This is a genomic window from Paraburkholderia sp. EG304 (assembly GCF_046543485.1).
Lineage (GTDB): Bacteria > Pseudomonadota > Gammaproteobacteria > Burkholderiales > Burkholderiaceae > Paraburkholderia > Paraburkholderia youngii.
On the sequence record NZ_JBKGUA010000002.1, the window covers coordinates 357384 to 373100 of the forward strand.

Below are 15717 nucleotides of genomic sequence, written 5' to 3' on the forward strand. Positions count from 1 at the left end.
CTGAATGTCATTCGCAAAACTGCAAGGCAACGGCGCCGCTTCGCCCCTCTCTACCCCCTCTCGCGCCATGCTACGCTGTGCCTGTATTGATCCCCACGAGCGCGTGATGGCAACCGAACCGTCAGACCGTTTTTCCACGCTCGGCGACCCCGACACCGACACGAGCGCGCCGAGGCGCCACCCACGCGGCAGCCGCGAAATGCGGCTCGACGATCGCGTGGTGATCGCGCACGGCATGCCGACACCGTTGTGGCAAGACCTGTATCACCGCGCGCTCGGCGTGCGCTGGCCGGTGTTCTTCGTGTCGCTCGCGCTGCTGTTCCTGCTGCTCAACACCGTCTTCGCGATGCTCTACATGCTCGGCGACGCTCCGATCGCGAATCTGTTTCCGAAGGGCTTCGGCGGCGCGTTCTTCTTTAGCGTCGAAACGCTCGCGACGGTCGGCTACGGCGACATGCATCCGCAAACCGTCTACGCGCACTGGATCGCGACGCTGGAAATCTTCATCGGCATGTCCAGCATCGCGTTGGCGACCGGGCTGATCTTCGCGCGCTTTTCGCGGCCGCACGCGAAGATCATGTTCGCGCGCTATGCGGTGATCCGGCCGATCGACGGCCGCATGACGTTGATGGTGCGCTCGGCCAACGCGCGTCAAAACGTGATCGCCGAGGCACGCGCGCGGCTGCGCATCATGCGTCTGGAGACCTCGATCGAAGGCTTTACGCTTCGCAAGCTCTACGACCTCACGCTGGTACGCGACCAGCACCCGGTGTTCAAGCTCGGCTGGACGCTGATGCACATCATCGACGAAGCGAGTCCGCTGTTCGGCGAAAACGCCGAATCGTTGAAGGGCCGCGACGTGTCGCTGCTGCTCACGCTCGAAGGCATCGACGAATCGACGTCGCAAACCATGCAGGCGCGCCACATGTGGACCTGCGACCAGATCGTCTGGCAGCACCGGTTCGTCGACATCATGAGCGAGCAAGACGGCGTGAGCCACATCGACTATTCGCACTTCGACGAGATCGTGCCGCTCGATGCGGCGCCGCTCCAACCCGACATCGCGGCGAACACCGCGCAGTAGCAATAGCCACAGTCCCATTCGACGCCCCACGATACCCAGGGGATACCCGAAGCGCGCCGCCGCATGGCAAATCCGGCTCAAAAGCGGGCCGAAACGCGCGAGTCATCGCGCCCATTCGTGCACGTCCGATTAAAGAAGAAATAATTCACTCCCGCGAGCGCTAAAAAATAGAGTCTCTTTCGCTGCGCGTCATCGGTGACCCCACCATCCGCGCGCCGAGCCAGAACATTGGAGACTCCCCATGACCGCTCGCCTGCCCATCGACGGCACGCCCGCTCTCGCCGACTACAAGCTTTCCGACAATCTCACCGCGACGCGCGGCCGGATCTTTCTGACCGGCACCCAGGCGCTCGTGCGCCTCCCTCTGATGCAGCGCGCGCTCGACAAAACCCGCGGCCTGAACACCGCCGGCTTTATCAGCGGCTATCGCGGCTCGCCGCTCGGCATGGTCGATCAGCAACTGTGGAAGGCGAAAAAACTGCTCACCGCGAGCGATGTCCGCTTTCTGCCCGCGATCAACGAAGAACTCGGCGGCACCGCCGTGCTCGGCACGCAGCGCGTCGAAGCCGATCCCGAGCGCACCGTCGACGGCGTATTCGCGATGTGGTACGGCAAGGGCCCGGGCGTCGACCGCGCGGGCGATGCGCTGAAGCACGGCAACGCGTACGGCTCGTCGCCGCACGGCGGCGTGCTGGTGGTCGCGGGCGACGATCACGGCTGTGTGTCGTCGTCGATGCCGCATCAGAGCGACTTCGCGATGATGGCGTGGCATATGCCGGTGGTGAATCCGTCGAACATCGCGGACATGCTCGAATTCGGCCTGTACGGCTGGGCGTTGTCGCGCTTCTCGGGCGCGTGGGTCGGCTACAAGGCGATTTCGGAGACCGTCGAATCGGGCTCGACCGTCGATCTCGACGCGCTGCAAACCGAATGGGCACCGCCGCAGGAATTCGAAGCACCAGCCGGCGGTTTGCACAACCGCTGGCCCGATCTGCCGAGCCTGACGATCGAAGCGCGTCTGCACGCGAAGCTCGACGCGGTGCGCCAGTTTGCGCGCATCAACAGCATCGACAAATGGATCGCGCCGAGCCCGCACGCGAACGTCGGCATCGTCACGTGCGGCAAGGCGCATCTCGATCTGATGGAAGCGCTGCGCCGGCTCGATCTGACGGTCGCCGATCTCGACGCGGCCGGCGTGCGCATCTACAAGGTCGGGCTGTCGTTTCCGCTGGAGATGACACGCATCGACGCGTTCGTATCGGGCCTGTCGGAAGTGCTCGTGATCGAAGAGAAGGGCCCCGTGATCGAGCAGCAGATCAAGGACTATCTGTACAACCGCACGCAAGGCACGCGGCCGGTCGTGATCGGCAAGCACGCCGAAGATGGCACGTTGCTGCTGTCGTCGCTCGGCGAATTGCGGCCGTCGCGCATCCTGCCGGTGTTCGCGAACTGGCTCGCGAAGCACAAGCCGGCGCTCGATCGCCGCGAACGCGTCGTCGATCTGGTCGCGCCGCAGATCCTGTCGAACGCGGCGGACAGCGTGAAGCGCACGCCGTACTTCTGCTCCGGCTGTCCGCACAACACGTCGACGAAAGTGCCGGATGGCTCGATCGCGCAGGCCGGCATCGGCTGTCACTTCATGGCGTCGTGGATGGAGCGCGATACGACCGGGCTGATTCAGATGGGCGGCGAAGGCGTCGACTGGGCCGCGCATTCGATGTTCACGAAGACCCGCCACGTGTTCCAGAATCTCGGCGACGGCACCTACTTTCACTCGGGCATTCTCGCGATCCGCCAGGCGGTCGCCGCGAAAGCGACGATCACCTACAAGATCCTCTATAACGACGCGGTCGCGATGACGGGCGGTCAACCCGTCGACGGCAGCATCTCGGTGCCGCAGATCGCGCGACAGGTCGAAGCCGAAGGCGTGTCGCGCTTCGTCGTGGTCAGCGATGAGCCCGAGAAATACGACGGTCATCACGGCCAGTTTCCGCCGGGCACGACGTTTCACCATCGCAGCGAAATGGACGCGGTGCAGCGCGAGTTGCGCGACACCGACGGCGTGACCGTGCTGATCTACGACCAGACCTGCGCGGCCGAAAAGCGCCGTCGTCGCAAGAAAGGCGAATTCCCCGATCCGAACAAGCGGCTCTTCATCAACGAAGAAGTCTGCGAGGGCTGCGGCGATTGCGGCGTGCAGTCGAACTGTTTGTCGGTGGAACCGGTGGAAACCGCGCTCGGTCGCAAGCGCCGCATCGATCAGTCGTCGTGCAACAAGGACTACTCGTGCGTGAACGGCTTTTGCCCGAGCTTCGTCACCGTCGAAGGCGGCACGCTGAAAAAGGCCGCAGGCGTCGCATTCGATCCGCAGGCGCTCGCCGCCCAAGTCAACGCGTTGCCGATTCCCGCGACGCCACTCGATGCCGCGCCGTACGACATCCTCGTCACCGGAGTGGGCGGCACCGGTGTCGTGACGGTCGGCGCATTGATCAGCATGGCCGCGCACCTCGAAGGCAAGAGCGCGTCGGTGCTCGACTTCATGGGCTTCGCGCAGAAGGGCGGCTCGGTGCTGTCGTTCGTGCGCTTTGCCGCGCGCGACGAATGGCTGAACCAGGTGCGCATCGACACGCAGCAGGCCGACGTGCTACTCGCCTGCGACATGGTGGTCGGCGCGAGCGCCGATGCGCTGCAGACGGTGCGGCATGGCCGCACGCGCATCGTCGTCAACACGCATGCGATTCCGAACGCGAGCTTCGTGCAGAACCCCGACGCGACGCTGCATGCCGACGCGCTGATCGACAAGATGCGTCACGCGGCCGGTGCAGAGCGCATGTCTACGTGCGACGCGCAAGCGCTCGCTACGCGTTTTCTCGGGGACACGATCGGCGCGAACATTCTGATGCTCGGTTTCGCGTGGCAGCTCGGTTTGGTGCCGGTATCGTTCGCCGCGATGATGCGCGCGATCGAACTGAACAACGTCGCCGTGCAGATGAACCAGCTCGCGTTTTCGATCGGGCGCATGGCCGCGGCTGATCCGGCCGCGCTCGAATCGCTGTGGCAGTCGCGCCATGCGCCGAAGCCGGGCGTGCGGGTCGATACGCTCGACGAGCTGATCGCGCATCGTGAAGCACGTCTGCTCGCGTATGGCGGTGCCGCTTACGTGAAGCGCTATCGCACGCTAGTCGATACGGCTCGCCGCGCGGAAACGGCCGTCGATAAGACGAGCGAGCGGGTGACACGTGCAGTCGCGACGACGTTCTATCGGCTGCTCGCGGTGAAGGATGAGTACGAAGTCGCACGTCTGCATACGGATGCCGCGTTCCGCGAAGCGCTCGAAGCGCAGTTCGAGGGCGCTGCCGGCAAGGACTTCACGATCCGCTTCAACCTCGCGCCGCCGACGCTTACGCGCGCGCAGCCCGGCGCCGTGCCCACGAAGAAGACCTATGGTCAGTGGATGTGGCCCGTGCTCGGCCTGCTCGCGAAATGGCGAGGTCTTCGCGGCACGGCGCTCGATCCGTTCGGCCGCACACTCGAGCGCAAGATGGAGCGCGAACTCGCGAGCGATTACGAAACCACGCTGCAACGCGCACTGGCAAAACTCGACGCGAGCCATCTCGACGACGTCGCGAAACTCGCTGAACTGCATGCGCGCGTACGCGGTTATGGGCACGTGAAGCTGGCGAATCTGGCGGGGGTCAAGCGTGGTGAACGCGACCTCGCCGCGCGCCTCGGCATCGATGCTGCGACGGGTGTCGCGGTGAAGAAGTCACTCGAGGAAATGAAGGGCGCCGGGCAATTGCGCGGCATTCCGGTGGTCGTCGCGAAGTAAGTACGTTCGTTGCGCTGCTCGGTTTTACGTCGCGTCGAGCAGCGCCCTCACCTGCATCACTTTCGCCGGATCGACGGGCGCGAGTCCGTTGCCGTTCACGCGCACGCCGGAGCCGAAATGGACGGCCTCGACGTGCGTGTTGCTCACGAAGTCCTCGACCGCATCGACCGTCAAGCCGGCACCGGCGAGCACCGTGCACGGCGAGCCTTCAGCCTGCCGCACCAGCTCGCTGACCACGGCTTGCGCCTGCAGCACCGACGGCTTTCCGCCCGACGTCAGCACGTTCGTCACCGCGTCGAAACCGAGCAATACATCGAGCGCTTCGCGCAGATCGCGCGCTTCATCGAACGCGCGATGGAACGTGATCGCTAGTCCATCGGCAGCTTCGCACGCGCGCGCGAGACCTTCTCGGTCGATCGCGCGCTCGGCATCCAGCATGCCGATCACGATGCCGTTCGCGCCCGCCGCCTTCACCGCACGGATGTCGCGCAGCATCACCGCGTAGTCGTCGGCGTCGTAGACGAACGAGCGGCTATGCGGCCGCACGATCACGTTCACGGGGATGCGGACCGCGGCTACCACCGCCTCGATCAAGCCCACACTCGGCGTCAGACCGCCCTCGCCCATCGCGGTCACCAGTTCGAGACGGTCGGCACCGGCTTGCGCGGCAGCGCGCGCATCGGCGACGGTCGTGGCAATCACTTCGAGCAGCACGGACATGAGCGCAGGCTGATTTCGATTAAAACGACATCATGTCAGATGCGCGCGCCCCGTTCGTCCTCGACCCAATCGATATCGCCGCACAGCACGCAGGTCTCGCTGCCCACGCGCGTCGCCACCGACAGCGTCACACACGGCAACGCCTCGTTGATCGACAGATACGGCCGCGTCACGTGCACGCGCTCCGGCGCATTGATCGCGACGCTGAAGTACGGCCGACGCAGCCAGTTCGCGCCCTGCGCGTCGGCGAGCGGCAGAAAGCGCGTTTCGTGCGCCGCGCGATCGGCGCGCAGCACGACGTTGCGGCCAGCTTGGCGGCCCTTCGCATCGAGCAGAAAACAGCGCGCCGCGTGATCGAGCGCGAGGAAATTCCAGCACACCTCGTCGAGCGGCTCTCCGGCGGCGAGACGCTCCGCGGCGCGCTCGAACGCGCGCAGATACGGCGCGAGCCGGATCGCGCTGCGCCGCTCGCGCGCCTCGGCCTGCGCGCGATAACGCTCGGTGACTTCGCCGATGCAAATCGCCGTGTGGATCGCATCGGCAATACCGGGACTCGGCCGGCCGAAGAAAAACCCCTGCACGAAGTCCGCATTGCAGGCGAGCGCCATCTGCGCTTCATGCTCGGTCTCGACGCCCTCGATCAGCACGAGCTTACCCGCCTCATGCAGCAGCGACACGAGCCCCGGCAGGATCGTCGCCATGTCGGCGCGATGCGCGGCGTGCGACAGCATGATGCGGTCGAGCTTCACGATATCGGGATTCAGTTGCCAAATCCGCTCGATGTTCGAATGGCCGGCACCGAAATCATCGAGCGCGATCAGGAAGCCGCGCTCGCGGAACTCGCGCACCGCGTCGGCGAGTCGATCGAGATCTTCGGCGCGCTGCTCGAGCACTTCGAGCACGACACGCCGCGGCGACAGATCGAGCCGCCGCAGATTGGCCAGCAAAGCGGCCGCGAGATACGGGTCGGTCAGCACGCCCGGATGCACGTTCAGGAACAACCATTCGCGCTCCGCGCCGAGCACCTTGAAGTTCTCCAGATGCAGCGTCTGCGCGAGCCGGTCGATCTGCAGCGCGTCGCCGAGGCGCGCGGCCTCGCCGAACACGTCGAGCGGCGACACCGCGCGATCGAGCGCGTCGTGCGCGCGCAGCAAGCCCTCGTAGCCAACCGCGCGCAGGTGCGACAAACTGAAAATCGGCTGGAACACGCTAGTCAGCGTCAGTTCGCCGTGCTGCACCGAATAGCGTCGAAGGCCCGAGGTCACCTCGACCTCGAAGCCGTGCGGCACGCTTGCCGCCCTGTCCTGTTGCGCAGTCGTCATGCAATCCTCTCACGCGAGAACCGGCCGGTCAGAACGCGAACGGCAACTAGACCGACACCGTCTCTCAAATGTGCGTCATCGTTACCGGTTAAGCAAGGTCCATGCGCACGCTGGCGCACACTGTGCTGTAATTCGCCCGAAAGATTGCACCGGCGACAGTGTTCGTGCGCCGCCCGGGGGCGTGGCGCGCACCGATGCGGTGCGCGGATGGCCCCTTGATCCACCCGGAATTCACGATGGAAATAGTCTTCACCGTTCTGATCCTGCTACTGGCCGTCGCCGCGTCCGGTGTGCTGACCCGCGCGCTGCCGTTCAAGCTGCCGTTGCCCCTCGTGCAGATCGCGATCGGCGCGATCCTCGCATGGCCTCGCCTCGATCTGCACGTCGCGTTCGATCCGGAGATCTTCATGCTGCTGTTCATTCCGCCGCTGCTGTTCGCGGATGGCTGGCGCATTCCGAAGCGCGAGTTCTTCATGGCGCGCCGCGCGATCCTCATGCTCGCGCTGGGTCTCGTGTTCATGACGGTGCTGGTCGTCGGTCACTTCGTGCACGTGCTGGTGCCGCAGATCTCGCTGCCGGTCGCGTTCGCGCTCGCCGCAGTGCTGTCGCCCACCGACGCGGTCGCGCTGTCGGGTATCGCCGGCAAGGGCAAGATTCCGGGGCAGCTGATGCATATCCTCGAAGGCGAGGCGCTGATGAACGACGCGTCGGGCCTCGTCGCGCTGAAGTTCGCGATCGCCGCTGCGCTGACCGGGGCGTTCTCGCTGCGTGCGGCGTCGGTGAGCTTCGTGGTCATCGCGGTAGGCGGCCTCGCGGTCGGCGCAGCGGTGAGTGCGGTGTTCAGCTTCGTGTCCGCGCGTTTCCTGAATCTCACCGAGGAAGCCGATCCCGCGCCGGGCGTCGTGATGACGCTGCTGATTCCGTTCGCCGCCTATCTGACCGCCGAGCGCTTCGAGCTGTCGGGCATTCTCGCCGCGGTCTCCGCCGGCATGATGATGAATTACGCGAGCATCATGGAAAAGTGGCAGGTCGCCTCACGCGTGCGGGCCACGAGCACGTGGACGATGATCGAGTTCGTGTTCAACGGCATGGTGTTCATCATGCTCGGCCTGCAGTTTCCGCACATCCTCGGCCGCGCGCTGCTCGATGCGCACGAAACCAACGACGCGCAGGTCGTGCTGCTGATCGGCTATATCGTTGCGGTGGCGCTCGCGCTGTACGCGATGCGCTTCGCGTGGGTGTGGCTGCTGCGCTGGTTCGCGAGCCGCGGCGCGACGAAACACGGTGTCGCGAACGCGGTGCCGGGGTTGCGCATGGTGTCGGTGACGACGGTAGCCGGCGTGCGCGGCGCGGTGACGCTCGCGGGCGTGCTGTCGCTGCCGGAGGTGCTGCCTAACGGCACGCCGCTGCCGGGACGCGACCTCGCGATCTTCATTGCGTCGGGCGTGATCCTGCTGTCGCTGCTGGTGGCGGTCGTCGCGTTGCCGCTGCTGCTGCGCGGCTGGCGGCGCGGCAAGGACCCGCATGCGGCAGAAGAAGCGCTCGCGCGCACGCTGGCCGCGCAATCGGCGATTCGCGCGATCGATCATCTGCACGAAACCGAGTGCGCGGACCTCGAGGAATCGGCGCAGGCCTATGCGACCGATGTGACCGCGCGCGTGATGGACCTGTACCGCCGCCGCCTCGCATCACTCGACGACGACCAGGCGCCACGCGAACTCGCGCGCCGTGCGGATGCGCTCGAATTCCGCATGAAGCTCGCGGCGATGCGCGCCGAGCGCAAGACGCTGCTCGATTTGCGCGACTCCCAGCGTATCAACGACGAGACGATGAACAAGCTGATGCGCGAAGTGGATCTGTCGGAGACGGCGCTGACCGCGCGCAAAAGGTAGAAGGTAGGAGGTAGGAGTTCGCTGCTGGATCGAGCTCGGCACCGGCGCTTGAAATGCCGGTGCCGATAAAAGACGCTCAGGCCACCGGCCCTTGCGTCGGCTTCCTTCTCAACAGCGCGTACAGAATGATCGCGCCGAACGTCGCTGTGCCGATGCCGCCGAGCCCGAAGCTGCCGAGCTTCAGCGAGAAGTCGCCGGCGCCGAGCACGAGCGTGACGGCCGCGACGATCAGATTGCGGTTATCGGAGAAGTCGACCTTGTTGACGACCCAGATGCGCGCGCCCGTCACCGCGATCAGCCCGAACACGACGATCGACACGCCGCCCAGCACCGGCCCCGGAATCGTCTGGATCACCGCGCCGAACTTCGGCGAGAAGCCGAGCACGAGCGCGATCAACGCGGCGATCACGAACACCAGCGTCGAATAGATCTTCGTGACCGCCATCACGCCGATGTTTTCCGCGTATGTGGTCACGCCGGTGCCGCCCGCGAAGCCCGATACGACCGTCGCGAGCGCGTCGCCGAGAAACGCGCGGCCGATGTAACGGTCGAGGTTCTGTCCCGTCATCGCGCTGACGGCCTTGATGTGGCCGAGGTTTTCGGCGACGAGGATCACCGCGATCGGCGCGAGCAGCGTCATCGCGTGCGGGTCGAACACCGGCGACATGAAGTGCGGCATGCCGAACCACGCGGCGTTCTGGACGATCGAGAAATCGATCGGCTTGCCCATGCCGAGGCCGTTCGTGACGATCGCGTAGATGACGTAGGCGAGCAGCAGGCCGATCAGGATGAGCAGACGCTGCAGCATGCCGCGCGTGAACACCGCGACCGCGCCGACACACAGCACCGTGACGAGCGCCATCCACGATTCGAAATTGCTGCCGCTCACGCCATGCACGGCGATCGGCGCGAGGTTCAGACCGATCACGCAGACGATCGCGCCGGTCACGACCGGCGGCATCAGCGTTTCGATCCAGGCCGTGCCGACCGCCGACACGATCAGCCCGATCACCCCGTACGCAACACCGCACGCGATGATGCCGCCCAACGCGACCGGAATGTTCGGGTTCGCGCCGTGTCCACCGTAGCCGGTCACCGCGATCACGAGACCGATGAACGCGAAGCTCGAACCGAGGTAGCTCGGCACGCGCCCGCCGACGAGCACGAAGAACAACAGCGTGCCGATGCCCGACATGAAGATGGCCAGGTTCGGATCGAAGCCCATCAGCAGCGGTGCGAGCACGGTCGAGCCGAACATTGCGACGACGTGCTGGACGCCCATCGCGAACATCTGCGGCCAGCCGAGCCGTTCGTCGATGCCGACGATGCCGCCCTCGGCGGCGGCAGGCTGGCGGCGCCAGCGGGGGAAATAGGATGCGGCCATCGCGGGAATTCTCCTCAGGGTCGGCGTGGTGTATGCCGATCACGCGCTGCGGCGTGGGTCCGGCGAAGTTACGCGCGAGTTTACGGAGAGCGATAAGGGCTGGCAAGCAGGCTATGAAGCGGGCCATGAAGCAGGCCATGAAGCGGGTTGACAAGCACGGCTCGGGTGCGCGTCACTCCGCGCCGCGCGCGTCGATATCCGGCGTCACAGCGGCGCTGGCCGGCGAAGAGTCGCCCATCGTCGCGCCGTACGCCATCACCCGATTGCGACCGGCATCCTTCGCGCGATACAGCGCCTGGTCGGCGGCGTCGACCAGCGCGCGGCTGGTCGCGAACGCCGCGCCCTGAGCGGTGGCCGCTCCCGCGCTCACCGTCAGCACGTGATGCGTGCTGGCCACATGGCGGCATTGCAGCGCCTGCACCGCCGCGCGAATCTGCTCGGCGATCCGCTGCGCGCCCGCCGCATCCGTGTCCGGCAGCAGCACCGCGAACTCCTCGCCGCCGAACCGCGCGGCCGTGTCGCCCGGACGCCGCACGTTCTGCGCGATGCAGCGAGCGACGCCGATCAGCGCTTCGTCGCCGGCCGAATGACCGTACAGGTCGTTGAAGCCTTTGAAGTTGTCGACATCGATCAGCAGCAGCGACAGCGGCCTGCCGTTGCGCTGCGCGCGTCGCCATTCGTCGTTCACGTGCTCCTCGAACGTGCGGCGGTTGTTCAGGCCGGTCAGCCCGTCCGTGCGCGCCAGTTCGCGCAGTTCTTCCTCGGCCGCGCGGCGCAAACGCAACTGGCGTGAGAACAGGATCGCGAGCGCGATGATCGTCACGTCGAGCGCGACGATCAGCGTGCCGATGATCCATGCGCGCCGCCGCCATTGAACGTAGATGTCGCGCGTGGACAACGCGACGTCGAGGATCAGCGGAAAGCCGTCGATGTGGCGGAACGCGTACCAGCGCTCGACGCGGTCGATCGCCGCGGTGCCGAAGAAGTCGCCGCTCGGCTGCTTGACGAAGCGCGAGAAGTTGGCCGTGCCGGTCAGGTTGATGCCGATCGTTTTCGGATCGTAGGGACGGCGCATCAGCATCGTGCCGTCGCTGAGCATCAATGCCATCGAGCCGCTCGGCCCGAGCTTCATGCCGTCGAACAGCCGATGGAAATACGTGAGCCGCAGCGTGCCGACCACCACGCCGCCGAAGCTGCCGTCGGGTCTCGAGATGCGCCGGCTCAGCGCGATGCGCAGGTCCTCGTCGGTGCCGCTCTGGCTGAACGGGCGGCTGATGTACAGGCCGACGTCGGGCGAAGCGCGCTGAACCTTGAAGTAATCGCGGTCAGCGTGGCTGTGTTCGCGTGGCGGCCACGCGCGTGAATCGAAACGCACGTTGCCGTTCTCGTCGAGCACAAATACCGAGCCCATGTCCTGTGCGCTGATCGCGCCGTCGAACAGCACCATCTGGCGGATCGCCGGCGGCAGATCGAGCACGCCCGGCTGCTTGAGTCCGTCGATCACCGCGCGCAGCGACAGGTCGTAAATCTCGAGATTGCGCGACACGTCGCGTTGGACCAGCAGGGATATGTTGCCGATGGAGTCCTGCGCGCGCCGCAACGCGTCTTCGCGCATCTGTGCGAGCAGCGACACGGCGATCGCGAGGATCGCGCCGGCCAGCAAGACACTGATCGCAATCACGTTGTTCGGTCCGCGCGTCACCATGCGTTTTTGGTTTTTGACTTGCGCTGAAAGTCGCGCGTGAAGAGGTGGCCGCGTCCCGGCAATACCGTCAATTACGCGACCTACGAAAACGTTAGCGTAACAGACATGACGCATTGGCAAACGTTTGCATAGTCAGATTCTTGCCCGCGGGGGTCTGCGCCCGATCGCCAGATTATCCAGGCGCCATCCAGATTATTCGGATAGCAAATGCATATTGGCTGGATAGTTGGCCTCTTCACTTGGGTATTCAATCGAGCCTGTCACGTTCAAACGATTGGACACAAGGAGGGAGACACATCATGAGCGAGAAGCGCAGCGCCTCCGAATGGCGCGAATTCGTTAGCGGCTGTCTGGACTTTCGCCCGGCGGAAGGCGTGTACCGGATTGCCCGAGAGATGTTCACGGAGCCCGAGTTGTTCTCGCTTGAGATGGAGCACATCTTCGAGAAGGCCTGGATATATGCGTGCCACGAAAGCGAGATCGCCAACAGGAACGATTTCCTGACGATGCGGGCGGGCCGCCAGCCGCTGATCATCTCGCGCGACGGCGCCGGCAACCTGAACGCGATAATCAACGCGTGCCAGCACCGCGGCGCGACGCTCACGCGGATGAGCAAGGGCAACCAGTCGACCTTCACGTGCCCGTTCCACGCATGGTGCTACAAGAACGACGGCCGCCTCGTGAAGGTGAAGGCGCCCGGCGAGTACTGCGACGACTTCGACAAGTCGGTGCGCGGCCTGAAAAAAGCGCGCATCGCGAGCTACAAGGGCTTCGTGTTCGTGAGCCTCGACGTCGACGGCACCGACACGCTCGAAGATTATCTCGGCGACGCGCGCATTTTCTTCGACATGATGGTCGCGCAGTCGCCGACCGGCGAGCTCGACGTACTGCCCGGCAAGTCGACCTATGCGTTCGACGGCAACTGGAAGCTGCAGAACGAGAACGGTCTCGATGGTTACCACGTGAGCACTGCGCACTACAACTACGTTGCGACCGTGCAGCATCGCAGCGAGTCGAATGCGAAGAAAGGCGATACCCCCGGCGGCACGCTCGACTACAGCAAGCTCGGCGCCGGCGACAGCGAAACCGACGACGGCTGGTTCGCTTTCGGGAATGGCCACAGCGTACTGTTCAGCGACATGCCGAATCCGCAGGTGCGTCCCGGCTACGAAAGCGTGATGCCGCGCCTCGTCGAAGCCTATGGTAAGGACAAGGCTGAATGGATGATGCACCGGCTGCGCAACCTGAACGTCTAACAGTCAGGTACTGAAGCCGTTTCACGATTCCGCCAATGACAATTTCGATGCGGGTTATCACGGTGTCTTCTATGCGACCGCACTTGAAGGGCTCTCATACGGGCGCGAAGTCGTTTTGTTGTGGCAACCGAATGGCCTGCAGTCGGGCCAGACGTTCTCGCCTCGAGGCTGGCAGCCGATGGGGCGCTCGCGTGAGATCTTTGAGTATCGTTGCAGCAGGTCGGCGAAGATAAGTCTCACCGAGTTCGTGAGCATCAAGGACGCGATCAGAACGTGCGTGCGCTAAAGCGTGTGAAGCAGTGACGTTGACGGAAGTTGTGGACACGGCTATCCCCTGCATCCCGAGGAGGAGGATCGAACTCCCGACCTTCGCATTGCGAATGTAAAAACCGCGCTATATACACCAACGGATCTAGCGCCGTTCACGATTATTTGCCACAATTCCGCCACACTCCATTCGAGCAAGCACCGAGAAATGCCGACCATACGAAAGCGCGGCCATTACCAGTGGGAGGCACAGGTACGCCGTCGCGGCTACCCCGCACAAAGTAAGACCTTCAACACCAAGGCGGACGCGGAAGCTTGGGCCGGTATGATCGAATCGGAAATGTCGCGCGGTATATGGGTCAGCCGCAGCGAGGCCGAGACAACAACTCTCTATGAGGCACTGGAACGCTACGAGGACGAAATCTCGCTGGCGAAGAAGGGGGCTGCGCAGGAATTGTCGGTTCTAAAGACCTGCAAGGCAGTCGACCTCGCAAAGCGGCCGCTAGCAACGATTCGCAGCGCGGACATAGCAAAGCTCCGGGACGAATGGCTGAAGGACTATAAGCCCGCGACGGTCCTGCGCCGCTTGGCGGTCCTTGTCCCATGTATTCAGCATCGCCCGCAAAGAATGGGGCATGGATAGCTTGTCGAATCCGGTCGAACTGGTCCGCAAGCCGCAACCTAACAACGCTCGCACTCGGCGCATTGCCGTCAACAACGCATCACTCAACACGGTAGACGGAGAAGAATCCGACCCGCAACGTGCTACACAAGACGGCGAACTCGAAAGGGTAGCCAATGCTAGCGGTTCGACACTGCTCCCTTCCATCATCTGGCTGGCCGTCGAGACCGCGATGCGCCGGGGTGAAATCGTGTCCCTATTGTGGGTGAATGTAGACCTCAATCGCCGCGTCGTGCACCTGCCTTCAACGAAAAACGGAGACGCTCGCGACGTACCACTATCTTCGCGCGCCGTTGCTGTTCTTCAGGCGCTGAAAGATGCGCGGGATCACGCCGAGGATGATACGAGCGGGATCGACAAAGACGCCGCCGGCCGCGTGTTCGAGATTCGCGGCGACGCCGTCACGAGAGCATTCGAGCGCGCAGTAGCGCGCGCTCGAATGCTTTACATCGATGAGTCAAGGGCTGCGCAACAGAGACCGGACGGCAAATTCCTGACGGACCTTCGCTTTCACGACCTCCGACACGAGGCAACCTCCCGCTTGGCATCGATATTCCCCATGCATGAGCTGACAAAGATAACGGGCCACAAAGACCCGCGCATGTTGATGCGTTACTACCATCCAAGGGCCGAGGATCTTGCAAAGAAGCTGTCATAACTGCGCCGGATTTTTCCCAAGACGCCCTGCCCAAAGATGTCCCAGGTGTCCCTCCTTTGGGCGCCGCGGCTAAAAGTAGAGGCCGTTATTTTTGTTCAACAAGGGAGTTGCTTTCAGAGAATGTGCACCGCACAAATATTCTCCCGGACCCAAAAACGGCACGCCGGACGCCCGGCGGGTTATGCTCGCCGCTAGCACAATTTCCAACGTTCGGCTGGGCAATCTAAACATTGGCTCAAGTCGTTCGCTTCGCTCACTCGGGGCGTCCAAAAGCTGCGCTTTTGGACGCCCCTTAGCCAAACGTTAAGCGTTCCGAGCAGCGGTCAATGAGATTGGACGGACGCGACACGATGAATGAAACCAAAACGGAGCACTGATGGCGAGTACTGAAGCAAACACCATCGACCTCACCTACGCAGACACACTGTGGAAAACCGCCGACACTCTGCGTGGCCAGGTGGACGCTGCTGAATATAAGCATGTTGTCCTTGGGTTGCTATTTCTCAAATACATCTCCGACAGTTTCGAGAGCCGCCGCGACGACCTACGTGCGGAACTGGTAAACGACGGCATCAAGGACGACCAGCTCGAACGCCTGCTTGAATCGCGCGACGAGTACACCGCCGAGCGGGTGTTCTGGGTGCCGCCCGAAGCGCGTTGGTCGAACCTGCAGAATCAAGCGACACGCCCTGACATCGCCACGTTGATCGATGATGCGATCCTCGCCGTTGAGCGGGACAACGCGAATCTCAAGGGCAAATTGCCGCGCGACTACGACCGGTTGAATCCGCCACGCGTGCCTGCACCTACGACCCTGTCGTGCAACGCTCCTACGCGGAATGCGCCGAGGGGTACGGTTTCCGGATTGATCCATGCCCGCCGGCCGATCCGGCCAAGAAGGGGATCGTAGAAGCCGGC

General features: G+C 64.0%; 7 protein-coding genes and 3 pseudogenes. 6 read left to right on the plus strand and 4 right to left on the minus strand.

Annotated elements, in window-relative coordinates:
• The first annotated feature begins 106 nt into the window (after positions 1–106).
• Entirely contained in the window at positions 107–1084 is a 978-nt protein-coding gene (locus tag ACLFKU_RS04295; protein WP_410848260.1) for an ion channel, read from the plus strand.
• Positions 1085–1325: 241 nt separating this feature from the next.
• The gene (locus tag ACLFKU_RS04300) at positions 1326–4913 is read left to right on the plus strand and encodes an indolepyruvate ferredoxin oxidoreductase family protein (RefSeq protein ID WP_410848261.1); all 3588 of its coding nucleotides are present in this window, start codon (positions 1326–1328) and stop codon (positions 4911–4913) included.
• Positions 4914–4937: 24 nt separating this feature from the next.
• Here the strand turns inward: ACLFKU_RS04300 and ACLFKU_RS04305 are convergent, their stop codons facing one another.
• Both ACLFKU_RS04305 and ACLFKU_RS04310 read right to left on the minus strand, forming a co-directional pair.
• A complete protein-coding gene (locus ACLFKU_RS04305; RefSeq protein WP_410848262.1) occupies positions 4938–5633 on the minus strand; it encodes a copper homeostasis protein CutC in 696 nt (231 codons plus the stop codon).
• 35 nt (positions 5634–5668) lie between these two features.
• The gene (locus ACLFKU_RS04310) at positions 5669–6955 is read right to left on the minus strand and encodes an EAL domain-containing protein (RefSeq protein WP_368583286.1); all 1287 of its coding nucleotides are present in this window, start codon (positions 6953–6955) and stop codon (positions 5669–5671) included.
• Positions 6956–7191: 236 nt separating this feature from the next.
• On the opposite strand from ACLFKU_RS04310, the gene ACLFKU_RS04315 reads away from it, so the two are divergent.
• The gene (locus ACLFKU_RS04315; RefSeq protein ID WP_410848263.1) at positions 7192–8847 is read left to right on the plus strand and encodes a Na+/H+ antiporter; all 1656 of its coding nucleotides are present in this window, start codon (positions 7192–7194) and stop codon (positions 8845–8847) included.
• Positions 8848–8923: 76 nt separating this feature from the next.
• Here ACLFKU_RS04315 and ACLFKU_RS04320 read toward each other — a convergent pair whose 3' ends face one another.
• Together ACLFKU_RS04320 and ACLFKU_RS04325 are read right to left on the minus strand one after the other, a co-directional pair.
• Positions 8924–10231 carry a solute carrier family 23 protein gene (locus tag ACLFKU_RS04320; RefSeq protein WP_368583284.1) on the minus strand — a complete coding sequence of 436 codons (1308 nt, stop codon included), beginning with the start codon at positions 10229–10231 and terminating at the stop codon, positions 8924–8926.
• A gap of 172 nt (positions 10232–10403) precedes the next feature.
• A complete protein-coding gene (locus ACLFKU_RS04325) occupies positions 10404–11936 on the minus strand; it encodes a diguanylate cyclase (protein WP_368583283.1) in 1533 nt (510 codons plus the stop codon).
• A gap of 299 nt (positions 11937–12235) precedes the next feature.
• Between ACLFKU_RS04325 and ACLFKU_RS04330 the strand changes: the two are divergent.
• From ACLFKU_RS04330 to ACLFKU_RS04340, 3 pseudogenes are all read left to right on the plus strand, one after another.
• Positions 12236–13189: pseudogene (locus tag ACLFKU_RS04330) on the plus strand (Rieske 2Fe-2S domain-containing protein); the annotation flags it as partial.
• Between the two features lie 478 nt (positions 13190–13667).
• A pseudogene (locus tag ACLFKU_RS04335) lies at positions 13668–14799 on the plus strand (integrase).
• A 376-nt stretch (positions 14800–15175) separates the two neighbouring features.
• Positions 15176–15562, plus strand: a pseudogene (locus tag ACLFKU_RS04340) (type I restriction-modification system subunit M N-terminal domain-containing protein); the annotation flags it as partial.
• Positions 15563–15717 lie beyond the last annotated feature (155 nt).